Genomic DNA, 11940 nt, shown 5'->3' on the forward strand with positions numbered 1-11940 from the left:
GCCGTAACACCACTGAAATAAAGAGAGCGAATACTCTCTCTTTTTTCGGAGTTCGTGTATGTCGCTGCTTACCCTCCTGCCCCTGCGTGCTCTTCCCCGTGGCCTTTTATCTCTGAAACTTCCCGGCGGGTTACAGAGTCTGAAAGGCGCGTTTACTCTTTTTCTTGTGCTGTTTGTTCTGCTGCAATGTGCCAGCGCCTGGCTGTTGAGCCGACAGGTGGCAGACACCCGGCAAAATATCAGCGTTTCGCAACAGCTCGTCCAGCGGCAATCTCTGCTGGCTAAAGCCCGGATGGAGTTGCTCACCGCCAGCGATAACAGCCAGGGTGCCGGCATTTACCTGATGCAGGATAATCAGACCGGATCGGTGGACAGCTGGAAAAGCCTGGCTGAATCCGCTCAGACGTCGCTGGATAATGCCCGTCACCTCTTTGCGCAGTACCACGCGGAAAGCAACAGCCCCCTGGCTCAGAATTTTACGCTGCTGACAGAAGGGTTGGGTGAGCAGTTGAGAGGACTGAAAAACAGGGACATAGAGGCTTTTTTCAGGGTGCCCATGCAGGCTTTTCAGCAGCAATTCAACGAAGCCTTTTATCATACCCTCAGTCAGTCTGATACCGACGCTTCACAGGCCAATCGCTCCACGCTGGCGTCACTGACGCTTAGCCGCAACGTTTCGCTCAGCATCTCGGCCCTGCTGCTGGCATTGCTGATTGCCGGTGGGGTGATGCTGCTACGCGGGGTGATCCTGCCTCTTAATCAGGTCTCCAGCCAGCTGTCACGTATCGCTACCGGTGACCTCTCGCAGCAAACGTTGGTAAAAGGCTGGCAGGCCAGTGAAATCCGTCAGTTAACCGGGGGGATCGCTGCAATGCAGCATGGGTTACAACATATGGTGGGTGAGATTAACGCTATCTCAGTAGCGGTAATGCGCAGTGCGGACCAGATGGCCGATCAGAACAACGAATTCAGCGCCCATAATCAGCAACAAACCGAGGCGTTTGCGCATATCAGCCAGAGACTGGACCGGGTGGCAGAAGAGGTGGCGCTCAGCGTGGAGTTTGCCGGCCACGCCACCAGGCAGGTGCAGGAAACCCATCAGCTGACCCAACGCTGCGGCGTTATGGTGGCCGATGTGGACAGTCAGATGCGGGAAATCGTTGCGGCCTCCGGAGAAATTGCCGGGATTGTAACGCTACTGGACAGCCTGTCATTGCAAACAAAACTGCTGGCGCTGAATGCCGCTATCGAGTCTGCACATGCTGGCATTTATGGCCGGAGTTTCTCGATTGTCGCCAGGGAAATTGGTCTGCTTTCTGAGAAAAGCGGCGCTTCCACCCGGAATATTGACCGGCTGATCGCCGGCACCCATCAGCATATTGATAACGGCTTCAGCAAAGTTCAGGCGCTGGAAAGTCTGTATATGAAGATAGCCGGTGCCGTAACGGACGTGGTGGCCCTGCTGGATGAGTTACAGCAGAATGCCAGCGCGCAGAGCAAACGAGTTAACAATGTTGCCGAAGAAATCAGCAGGTTAAATAAGCAGGTTAAAAACAGCGAGGCGCTGACCCGACACAGTGCCAAAGCGTCTGAAGACCTGGTTTCTCAGGCACAACGGCTGTCGCAAAGCATCAGTCAGTTTGTTTTATAGCGAAGAGATGCCCCTCAGGGTAAGAGGGGCCAACAGAGGCGGGGTTACTTTTTCTTCTTACTCTTTTTCAGTAAAGCGCGGATCTGCTTAAGCTCGATGGCTGATAACTGAGGATCAACCTCTTCTTCAGTATCCTGGTTATCGATGGCCGGATGCTGGTGGGTGGTCAGGCTGCTTTGCAGACGCTGACAAACTTCCTGGCTGAGTGAAATCTGATTTTCAAGGGCAAGCGCTTTCAGCGTCTCCTTTAAAGCGGGATCGATCTTAATTGTAAGGCTAACGTTGTCGGTCATACTTGATTCTCCTGAGAAATGTCCCAGACAACGTAGCCTGAATCGTGCAGCTTAACCATACAGTCATAAAAATTTAATATTTCTCTAAAACCGGGCTGAATTCGCGTAAAACGTCTTCATCCAGCGCACAGAAATCCCCTTTCAACTCGGCGCACAGCTTGGCCATATAGGTCACCAGAAAATCAGCATTGTGCTCAGCCAGCCGCCTTCCCTCCTCCGTCTGCATGGTCTCGGGCAGTTTGAGTAATTTTTTCTGGAAATGGTCCAGCGCCCATTCGGTGTCATTAAGCTGACGCTCCCGACCCAGGGGATCGCTACTGTCAAACAGCGAACGCCCCAAAGCCCCCGAAACATAAAATACGCGAGCCAGCCCTATTGCTCCTAACGACTCCAGCCTGTCAGCATCCTGAACAATTTTCGCCTCAAGGGTTTCCGCCGTTACAGCAGCACTGAAACTGTGGGCGTGCACAGCATGGGCAACCGCTTCATATTTCTCTGCAGGGAAGTCGGGAAACACCTCACGTAAAACTCGTCGCGTTTCAACGGCAGCCTGTGCAGACGCGAGATGACGCTCCGGATGGTTTTTGGGAAGGTTAACGATATCGTGGAAATAACAACCGGCCAGCACAACCAGCTCATCGGCCGTGCTCCCTTTCATTATACGCTGTGCTGTCAGCCAGACACGCCGCAGATGAGCCACATCATGGGCCTTGTCATCCTGTGGCCAGGTTTCATGGAGCCAGCTTTCAAAACGTAATTGCCAGGTAATAAGCGACATAGACTTCTCCTTATTGTTTGGACTTGTAGAGATGCCAGTGGGTCAGGGTCAGTCCACTGTGGATGGTCTCAAACCAGACCATAGGGTCAAAAACGAGATCCACATCATGTTTATAACGCCAGTTTTAACGAAATCACAACATTTTTTCACTTTTCAGTCTTTTGCCATTGATAAATTATTGATTAATTTTCAGCCAAATGGTTAAACAGACATAATGTACGCGGTGAAATTAACTTTCTGCTTTTCCAGGCATACCAGGTTAGAATTAGCCGGGCACGGCAGAGGTTCGCTCCGCCGTGCTGCAGCCTGCCAGGCTGGCACCTGTTCGGCACTCTGTCTGTAAGAGATTGTAAAGACGACATATGTCAAATTTGTGACCCTGGCCGGTTTAAGGGTATAGTGATCTGGTCAGACCGGGAGAGTTTCACCTGCTGTCTGACCGGCCATATGGCACTACACCAGCAATAAAACTAACAAGCACAGCTAATGTTTATCTAATTTTTTGACGCACTTTATTTTTTTCAGACTAATGTTCGGATTAATCTGTATTGTCTTTTTAGCGTTGCTGTGAACAGCGGTTCCACAAGTAAGAAACAGAGGTCAAACCATGAAAGAACGCCCGATTTTATTTAATGATCAACGGGTGCGAGCGCTGCTCTCAGGCCAACAGAGCCAAACTCGGCGCATAATGAAGTCACAACTCTTTGGTCCCGGTCAGGATAACCATGAGGGGTGCTATGGTATTGATGTGCTAAATAATCACCTGCAGGGCAACCGGGTGATGGGGATGGAAAACTTAAGTTACCATTGCCCATACGGTCAGCCTGGTGACAGGCTCTGGGTGAGAGAAACCTGGCGTGGTCCGGTTGTTGAACCCGAAGATATGGCGGAATACCAGCGTTCGCCAGCCCAGTTCAAAACGGCCAGATATTGTCAGTATCGTGCTGATACCAGCCAGTTCTCTTCCGCAGAGGATGAGGATGACCAGTTCGGCTGGCAGGCGGGTATCCATATGCCGCGCTGGGCAAGTCGTATAGATCTGGTGGTAAAAGGCATTCGCGTAGAAAAAATTCAGGATATCAGCGATGACGATGTGATTGCCGAAGGCGTACAGACGGACTCTCACTTCCTGAATAATTTTTTCACTATGCACAGCGAAACTGTCTCTTCGAAAGATGCCTACCGCAAACAGTGGGCGTTGCAGTACGGCGGAACAAGCTGGGAAGTGAACCCCTGGGTTTGGGTCATAGAGTTCGAGCGAGTCTGAAGTCACAGGCTATATTTTGGGCCCGGTCACAGACAAAACTTCGATTAACTGTTTGAATATGCGCCTTTAAGCCGGTGCGCACTCGTTTTCAGACCCTGTCTTGCGCAACGGCTGCATACGCAGCAGTTGCGCAGACGTTCGCGCTACGGCATGGTTAAGATCCCTTCAGCGAGCTGGATGACATCATGATCAAGTGGCCATGGAAATCTGATGAAGAGGTGCAGGATGCCCTACCCTGGCATCAGGCGATGGCGATCCCCCTGCTGAGCTCCCTGACGACCGCTGAACAACACTCCCTGATCCAACTTGCCAGACGATTTCTGCAACAGAAGCGGCTGGTCCCCCTGCAGGATTTCCAGCTTGATGAGCTGAAAAGCTGCCGGCTCGCTCTGCTGTTCTGCCTGCCAGTGCTGAATCTGGGCTATGACTGGCTGGATGGTTTTCATGAAGTGCTGCTCTACCCTTCTCCTTTTATGGTGGATGACGAGTGGCAGGATGAATTTGGGCTGGTTCACCATGAACGTCTGGTGCATTCGGGTCAGAGCTGGCAACAGGGTCCGGTGGTGCTGAACTGGCTCGACGTACAGGACTCCTTCGACCTTTCCGGCTACAATTTAATTATTCACGAAGTGGCCCACAAACTCGACAGCCGTGGAAGCGGACATGCCAACGGCGTGCCTTCTATAGCCCTGCGTGATGTTGCAGGCTGGGAGAAAGATCTCCAGCAGGCGATGCAGAATATTCAGAATGAAATTGATACGGTTGGTGAGAATGCTGCCAGTATTGATGCCTATGCGGCCCGTGATGGCGCGGAATGCTTTGCAGTGCTCTCTGAATACTTTTTCACCGCCCCTGAATTATTGCTTGAACGTTTCCCTGCACTCTACAAACGCTTTACGCTGTTTTATCGCCAGGATCCTGCGCGCCGCTACGCCGGGTCAGAGAATCAGCAAAACAAAGGGGATATTGTTCACTAAAGCATCCGGTTGTTTTAAACGTAGCCAGTTGAAAGCCAGCGTGTTTTTTGCTGTTGACAGTCCGGAACGCCCCCGTTAATATGCGCCCCATCGAAACCGATTCCTCTGTAGTTCAGTCGGTAGAACGGCGGACTGTTAATCCGTATGTCACTGGTTCGAGTCCAGTCAGAGGAGCCATATTCAGAGAAGCCCGCTCAGGGAAACCCGAGCGGGCTTTTTGTTTTCTGCCTCTTTACGAATCTCTGTGTGATTCCGATTCAATAAAAAAGCGGTTTCTGTCACATAAAAAACATCAGCTCAGAATGGCTTCCAGTCGGGCCAGCACTTCATTCCCGACATCGTCGGGTATACGTTCCAGTCGCTTACCGTTGCAGGCTCCCATATCGATGGTTCTGGGCTGGTCGCAGCGGATCACGCCCGTTGTTTTTGTCCCCGCCCCGTCCAGCGAAACGGTAAAACCGGCTGTACGGGCGAAGTTTCCACCGCTGGTGACGGGAACAACAACGGGTAGCCGGGTCAGCTTGTTAAACGATGCCTTCGATACAACAAGCACCGGACGTTTTCCGCTTTGCTCGTGCCCGGCAATCGGATCCAGTGAAACAAGCCAGATTTCCCCTCTGTCCATTTACAGGATCTCCTTGCCCACCACAGGCGCATCAATCCATTCACGATCCTCTTCGCTCATTTCGGCGTGCGGATCGCACTGCGCCAGCAGTTCCTCAAGCGAATAATGGGGGCGTTTCTGAGGTTCAATAATCAGGCAGCCATTATCAATGGTCATACCCACTTCGCTGTCCGTCGACAGCGCCAGCGTTTTCAGCACGGCGGGAGGAACCGCCAGCATGATGGATCCACCAACCTTTTTCAGGCGAGTTATATACATAGAGCACCTCCAGATATTATATTTTAATATAACATCTACAGCAGGCGATGCACAATTATTCATCAGATTCATTGTGATTTCCTTAGCGTGATAATGCGTGAAGAAAGCCGACAATAGAAAACCGATTTTGCGGTTCAAAGGATTATGACGGATCGGATAAAGGAAATGCGGCGCAGCTTCCGTATCCGGGCTGCGCCGGAAGGAGATCAGCGATAGCACGGAGGCCAGATGTTCTCAGGTGCAACATCTAACGCCTCGCTGGCGGACTGAATTTTCAGACATCAGATTGTAATCAAAAAGTAAATATCGTATAACAGGCTGCTCCGAGGGGTGTCCTGTATGGGCTGAGATGGCGCAGTAAGCCGAACCCTTTGAACCTGATCTGGGTCATGCCAGCGAAGGGACGGGTTGGCAATAAGCCTCAGTCATTGCCTGTTCATACCTCTGCACGCCCGGATCTCCACTCACTTCTGGAGGTCCCATGTCCGATAACATGTTTACCCGTGGTCTTTACGGCCAGCTTCGCCACCAGGCCGGTTCTGACTGGCAGGATTACGTAGCCCATCCCTTTCTCCGGCAGCTTTCGCAGGGAACGCTTCCTGAAACCGCTTTCCGGCGTTATCTGACCCAGGATTACCTGTTTCTGATCCATTTCGCCCGCGCTTATGCCCTGCTGGTCAGTAAATTTCGTACCCTGCCGGAAATGCGGGCCGCCACGGCTTCCCTGAATGCCATCGTGGCTGAGCTGCCGCTTCACGTAAGTTATTGCGCGGGCTGGGGATTGAGCGAAGCGGAAATGGCTGACGAACCTGAAGCTTTTGAAACCCTGAATTATACCCGCTATGTGCTGGATATCGGCCACAGTGGTGATGCTCTCGATCTGCTCGTTGCGCTGATGCCCTGCGTGGCGGGGTATGCCGAGATTGGGCTGGGTCTGCTGAACAATCCGGCTACAGTAAACCAGGGCAACCCTTACAGCTCATGGATTGCCAACTACGGCGATAAAACTTATCTGTCCAGCGTGCAGAAAGCGATCGACCTGCTTGAAACCGTGGGTCAACAGCGTGGTGCGCAGAGTCGCATCGGTGAACTTTCACAGATATTTACTACCGCGACGCGCTTAGAAACCGCCTTCTGGCAAATGGGTCTGAATGCCAGCGCCGGGCAGGCCAGGGGCCATGCAGAATGAAACGTCCCCCCTTCTCACCCGCCCTGATTTCGGGTATCGACGTCCATGATTTAACGCTGCGCTTCGGAGACAAGCCCGTTTTTGAGTCGCTGAGTTTTGCTATTCCTTCAGGGCATTTCACCACGCTTTTAGGCGCCAGCGGCGTGGGGAAAACCAGCCTGCTGAAAATTATTGCCGGGCTGACTAAGCCAACCTCAGGCAGGGTGACAGGCAGTGATGGGCAGCCGGTTAAAGGTCGTGTGGCTTATATGGGACAGAAAGACCTGCTTTATCCCTGGCTCACCGTTGAAGAAAATATCACTCTTGCCTCAAGGTTGCAGGGCAAAAAAGCCGATCGGGAGTGGGCAGGCGACCTGCTCGAACGCGTAGGCTTAACGGGCTATGGCAACAGCCTGCCTGCGGCTTTATCCGGCGGTATGCGTCAGCGGGTTGCCCTGGCGCGAACGCTTTATCAGCGTCAGCCCATCGTTTTGATGGATGAGCCCTTTTCTGCGCTGGACGCCATCACGCGCGCTTCCATCCAGACGCTGGCGGCAGAGTTGCTGGCCGGCCATACCGTGCTGCTGATAACGCACGATCCTATGGAAGCCTGCCGGCTTAGCCACCAGCTGCTGGTGCTGTCGCCCCCACCCGGCGGCATTGATGCCAGCCATCAGATTGCCGGTCATCCCCCAAGAGCCCCCGACGATGCCAGCTTGCTGCAAAGTCAGGGTCAACTCCTTCAGCAACTGCTCAGGGCTTCAGCATGAAAGCGATAACAGCAACCTCATGGGGTCGTGGCCTGACAGTTTTCACCGGTTTACTGGCTGTCTGGTGGCTTATCACCCGCAGCGGCATCCCCGCCTTTCTGCTTCCCTCTCCGGCCGCCGTGGCGGAGGCTTTATGGCAGGGCCGATCTTTCCTGGCGTTTCACACGCTGATCACCGCGCTGGAAATCGCCGCAGGCCTGGTTGCCGGGATAGTGCTCGGCGCGGCGCTTGCGTTGTGTATGGTGTTTTCCCCCGTCTGCAACGCTGGCTGATGCCGCTGGTGCTGACCAGCCAGGCCATTCCGGTCTTTGCACTGGCCCCCTTACTGGTGCTGTGGTTTGGCTTCGGCATCAGCGCCAAAGTGGCGATGGCGGTGCTGGTGATCTTCTTCCCGGTCACCTCGGCCTTTTTCGATGGCCTGCGCAGGGTTAACAACGACTGGCTCGATCTGGCCCACACCATGGGGGCTTCCCGCTGGGCTTTGCTGCGCCATGTCAGGCTGATGGCAGCACTACCCTCGCTGGGTTCAGGGCTGCGGATGGCCGCTGCCGTGGCCCCAATAGGCGCGATTATTGGTGAATGGGTTGGCTCGGGAGAGGGGCTGGGCTACGTGATGCTTAATGCTAATGCGCGTATGCAGACAGATGTCTGTTTTGCTGCGCTGTTTATTCTGGTGGTGATGACCCTGATGCTCTGGCTGACGGTCGATGCCCTGCTGAAGCGCCTGATCAACTGGGCGCCCGACGATGAGTGACAACAACAATCAAGGGATGACAATGTTTAAAAAGACCCTCTGCGGGATCCTGTTTACTGCGGCGTTTGCTTCCACTGCCAATGCCACCGACAAACTGACGCTGGTCCTCGACTGGTATATCAATCCCGATCACGCACCTATTATGGTCGCGGAGCAGATCGGCGCTTTCAAAGAGCAGGGACTTGAGGTGAAAATTGTTCCGCCTTCAGATCCTGCTCTGCCCCCAAGGCTGGTGGCCGCCGGGCAGGCCGATCTGGCGATCACCTATCAGCCCCAGCTCCACTTCTTTGCCGATCAGGGGCTGCCGCTGATGCGGGTAGGTACGCTGATCAATTCTCCGCTGAACACGGTCATGACGCTGGATAAAAGCATCACCTCTCCGGCGGGATTAAAAGGCAAAAAAGTGGGCTATTCGGTCAGTGGGATTGAGCAGGCCACGCTGGGCACCATGCTGAATAAGGAGCACGTCACGGTGGACCAGGTCAGGATGGTAAACGTCAATTTTCAGCTGACCAGCGCACTGATGGCCGGTCAGGTGGATGCGGTAATCGGCGGCTACCGCAATATAGAAGCGCTTGAGCTGGAGCTGCACGGCAAGAAGCCGGTGGTTTTTAACGTGGAGGATTATGGTGTCCCCGCTTATGACGAGCTGATTATCGTCGCCAACCGTGATAAGGCGGATGCGCCAAAAATCAAAAAATTCCTCACCGCGCTGAAACAAGGCAGTGATTATCTGCACGCACATCCTCAGGAGACCTGGAATAAGTTTGCCAGCAGCCATGCGGAACTTAACACCCCGTTGAATAAAGAAGCCTGGATGAAAACCCTGCCGATGTTTGCCCGGGATCCGTCACATCTGGATAAAGCACGCTATCAGGCCTATGAGCAGTTCCTGTTTGCTAATAAGCTGATAAAGAAAATTACGCCGGTGGATGATTACGCCACCGAGCTGAAATAAGATTTTCGGGCGCTGCACCGCATTTTCGCTCCGGGGCAGCGCTGTTAATCCTCATCTTTATTGCTTCCGCCTCTTATTACCCCGCCAGCGGCATTAGGAATAGTCTAAAAAAACCTGCAACCCGGAAATAAGACAGCCAGACAGTGTGTCTTTCACTGGTCATAAATCAGCCTGAATAAGCCTTATTTTTCCAGTAAGGGTTACATGAAATTTAAATGGTTTTGCACAGTTCATTCCAGTAACTGTATCGGATTGAGTGAGGGTAACGGCTATTTATCATAGGTAGCCCGCGAATGAAGATAGCTCATTTCAACGCCGTATAGCTGGCTGACCGGCAGCAGCGATTCTGTCAGACGTGAAATATCCACCGGTTCTTCAGAATATGCGCTGAAGGTAGAGAAGCCCCCCAGGGCTGAAAACGACTTTTTGAGTAAGCGGATAAGGGTCTTCATGATGTTCTCCAGCGTTGGACCAGGACCGAAAAGCTTATGGAAACTCATTGAACCCTTTCGGCCCCGCTGAAGGAAATGCTTTGTTGTTCAAAGAGTAGCCTGAAAATGGCTAAAGCCAGACTCCTCTGATATTCACAGTGCCAGTCCCGACGATCTGCCGCCAAAACGCTGGCGGCTCAAAAGGCAGGGTATAATCCTTAAAAGCGATAAGCCCTGATTTTCTCAGCGAAAACTTATGCCATACTGAGACCCTCTGTACAGGTTTAGCCCCCCTGTTCCCACCTGCTGACGAGAAATCCCATGAGCAATTTCCTCACTCCCGCCGCTGCTTACCTTAACCGCCGCAACGAATTGCTGGCGGAACGTTCTGTGGTGACGTCATCCGTGCTCATTAAGACCATTAATAAAGCCCTGCTTGCCAGCGAAATAGCCATGGCGACGTTTCACGATCTTGAAGCGTTGAAAACCCTGCAACAGCGAAAGGCGAGGCTGATCGACTGGCATGAAAATGACAGCCAGCAGGAGTTACAAAAGTTTGAACAGGCCAGCAATCAGCTCCCGTTGGCGGATGAAGCCGATGAACAGGCTTTTCTGAGCTATCAGCGCGATTTTTCCCTGCTTGCCGCCTCGTTTTCCTGGCAGCATGCCAGCCTGCAGATGGTGCAGAATGACCTGTTCTCCACCACCTTTACGCTGTGGTTTGATACGCTGGAAGAGTTGTTTATCGCACCTGGCAGGCAGCTCCTGTTCCTGCGCATTGGTCAGATCCTGGCATTTTCCATCAGTAAAATCCCGGTGCTGGGCGATGCCATAGATGTCTACCACATGCTGGTTTCGGTGATGGAGGAGAGCAAAGAGAAAGCGGCCAGCAGCGATGACTATTTCCAGTCGCTGGAAAGTTACGCCGAAGCTGCAAATATCTGTAGTCGGGGAATTTTGATTTTCTGTTTCACTACGGAAGCGGTGTTACGCGGGCGCAAGCTGCCATCAGAAGCGGAATTAACGGCGAAGATCAAAGGCCATTACACCAGCGTCATTGACGGCACTCATCCCTATTTTTAACGCTGTCCGTTTTTAATTATCCTGAAAAGATTTGTTATTGCGCGTTTGATATTTTGCTTGTCACCTCCATAACAGACTGTGCGCCCACAATGACGCTGAGTGGCCTGCTGACGAATCCTCAGCGTTTATGTGGTAATATAATGAGTCCGGCCCACTGTCAGGGTCCTGACGGATGATATGACTGAGTTGTTATGCCCGCGAATGCCAAACGAAAAAATGACCCGGAAGGGTTAAAAAAACGCATCCTTGCAGGAGCGCTTGCCACTTTTGCCGAGTTCGGGCTACAGGGTGCCCGCATGGAACAGATCGCCGAACATGCTCAGACCACCAAGCGAATGGTGGTTTATCATTTCAGTAATAAAGAAACGCTTTATATGGAAGTGCTGGAGCAGGTGTATCAGGCTATCCGTCAGCATGAAACCGGCCTGAACCTGGCCGAAATGCCGCCGGTGGTGGCAATGGCACGCCTGGCTGAAGCCAGCTTCGACTACCATATCTCCCATCCGGATTTTATGCGGCTGGTCTGTAGCGAAAACCTGATGCGTGGCCGCTACATCAGTCAGTCCCCAAGGATTAAAGAGCTGAATCAGAGTGCGTTGAATGTTCTGGAGAACATTCTGGCCCGCGGTAAAGAAGCTGGCGTGTTCGACCATCAGGTGGATACCGTTGACGTGCACAGGCTGATCAGCAGCATCTGCACGCACAATGTCTCTAACCGCTATACCTTCCATACCCTGTTTGGCGGCAATGAGAGCGAGCAGCAAAGTATCGCCCGTAATCGCCAGTTGGTGGTGGATGCCACCCTGCGGTATCTGCGTCCGGTCTGAGTGTTTATCTGTACAAAAAACCCAACTCATGTACAACTTTTCGCGCCCCGAAGGCTGTAGTTTCGGGGCTTTTCAACTATGCTTACCGCTTCAGAAGTAG

13 protein-coding genes, 1 tRNA gene, 1 pseudogene and 1 riboswitch are annotated in these 11940 nt (G+C 52.8%); of the genes and pseudogenes, 10 read left to right on the plus strand and 5 right to left on the minus strand.

Going from position 1 to position 11940, the window contains the following annotated elements; all coding sequences use genetic code 11:
• The first annotated feature begins 58 nt into the window (after window positions 1-58).
• Window positions 59-1651, plus strand: a complete 1593-nt coding sequence (locus tag VRC33_RS13665; protein ID WP_338556702.1) for a methyl-accepting chemotaxis protein — start codon at window positions 59-61, stop codon at window positions 1649-1651.
• Between the two features lie 44 nt (window positions 1652-1695).
• Here VRC33_RS13665 and VRC33_RS13670 read toward each other — a convergent pair whose 3' ends face one another.
• Window positions 1696-1944, minus strand: coding sequence for a hypothetical protein (locus tag VRC33_RS13670; protein WP_338556704.1), 249 nt, complete (start codon window positions 1942-1944; stop codon window positions 1696-1698).
• A gap of 73 nt (window positions 1945-2017) precedes the next feature.
• On the minus strand, window positions 2018-2722 hold the full coding sequence (locus tag VRC33_RS13675) for a phosphohydrolase (protein ID WP_338556705.1): 705 nt from the start codon (window positions 2720-2722) through the stop codon (window positions 2018-2020).
• Window positions 2723-3329: 607 nt separating this feature from the next.
• Here VRC33_RS13675 and VRC33_RS13680 point away from each other — a divergent pair.
• From VRC33_RS13680 to VRC33_RS13690, 3 genes are all read left to right on the plus strand, one after another.
• Window positions 3330-3989: a hypothetical protein gene (locus VRC33_RS13680; protein WP_338556706.1), complete on the plus strand. Its 660-nt coding sequence runs from the start codon at window positions 3330-3332 to the stop codon at window positions 3987-3989.
• 185 nt (window positions 3990-4174) lie between these two features.
• Window positions 4175-4966, plus strand: a complete 792-nt coding sequence (gene mtfA / locus VRC33_RS13685) for a DgsA anti-repressor MtfA (RefSeq protein ID WP_338556707.1) — start codon at window positions 4175-4177, stop codon at window positions 4964-4966.
• A gap of 101 nt (window positions 4967-5067) precedes the next feature.
• A tRNA-Asn gene (locus tag VRC33_RS13690) sits at window positions 5068-5143 on the plus strand.
• Between the two features lie 115 nt (window positions 5144-5258).
• Here VRC33_RS13690 and VRC33_RS13695 read toward each other — a convergent pair.
• Complete coding sequence (locus tag VRC33_RS13695; protein ID WP_338556708.1) at window positions 5259-5591, minus strand: type II toxin-antitoxin system PemK/MazF family toxin; 333 nt, start codon at window positions 5589-5591, stop codon at window positions 5259-5261.
• The gene (locus tag VRC33_RS13700) at window positions 5592-5849 is read right to left on the minus strand and encodes an antitoxin (RefSeq protein ID WP_338556709.1); all 258 of its coding nucleotides are present in this window, start codon (window positions 5847-5849) and stop codon (window positions 5592-5594) included.
• A gap of 316 nt (window positions 5850-6165) precedes the next feature.
• A riboswitch (TPP riboswitch) is annotated at window positions 6166-6270 on the plus strand.
• Window positions 6271-6330: 60 nt separating this feature from the next.
• Here VRC33_RS13700 and VRC33_RS13705 point away from each other — a divergent pair.
• From VRC33_RS13705 to VRC33_RS13720, 4 genes and pseudogenes are all read left to right on the plus strand, one after another.
• The gene (locus tag VRC33_RS13705; protein WP_338556710.1) at window positions 6331-7038 is read left to right on the plus strand and encodes a TenA family protein; all 708 of its coding nucleotides are present in this window, start codon (window positions 6331-6333) and stop codon (window positions 7036-7038) included.
• Complete coding sequence (locus VRC33_RS13710) at window positions 7035-7787, plus strand: ABC transporter ATP-binding protein (protein WP_338556712.1); 753 nt, start codon at window positions 7035-7037, stop codon at window positions 7785-7787. Before VRC33_RS13705 ends, VRC33_RS13710 begins: the two co-directional genes overlap by 4 nt.
• Window positions 7784-8541, plus strand: a pseudogene (locus VRC33_RS13715) (ABC transporter permease). Before VRC33_RS13710 ends, VRC33_RS13715 begins: the two are co-directional and overlap by 4 nt.
• Window positions 8542-8563: 22 nt before the next feature.
• The gene (locus VRC33_RS13720; protein WP_338556714.1) at window positions 8564-9499 is read left to right on the plus strand and encodes an ABC transporter substrate-binding protein; all 936 of its coding nucleotides are present in this window, start codon (window positions 8564-8566) and stop codon (window positions 9497-9499) included.
• A gap of 269 nt (window positions 9500-9768) precedes the next feature.
• On the opposite strand, the gene VRC33_RS13725 is transcribed toward VRC33_RS13720, so the two are convergent.
• A complete protein-coding gene (locus VRC33_RS13725; RefSeq protein WP_338556716.1) occupies window positions 9769-9951 on the minus strand; it encodes a hypothetical protein in 183 nt (60 codons plus the stop codon).
• A gap of 300 nt (window positions 9952-10251) precedes the next feature.
• Here VRC33_RS13725 and VRC33_RS13730 point away from each other — a divergent pair, with 300 nt between their 5' ends.
• A complete protein-coding gene (locus VRC33_RS13730; RefSeq protein WP_338556718.1) occupies window positions 10252-11013 on the plus strand; it encodes a hypothetical protein in 762 nt (253 codons plus the stop codon).
• Window positions 11014-11204: 191 nt separating this feature from the next.
• Window positions 11205-11840, plus strand: coding sequence for a TetR family transcriptional regulator (locus VRC33_RS13735; protein ID WP_338556719.1), 636 nt, complete (start codon window positions 11205-11207; stop codon window positions 11838-11840).
• The last annotated feature ends 100 nt before the right edge of the window (window positions 11841-11940 follow it).

The organism is Erwinia sp. E_sp_B01_1, assembly GCF_036865545.1.
Classification (GTDB): Bacteria; Pseudomonadota; Gammaproteobacteria; order Enterobacterales; family Enterobacteriaceae; genus Erwinia.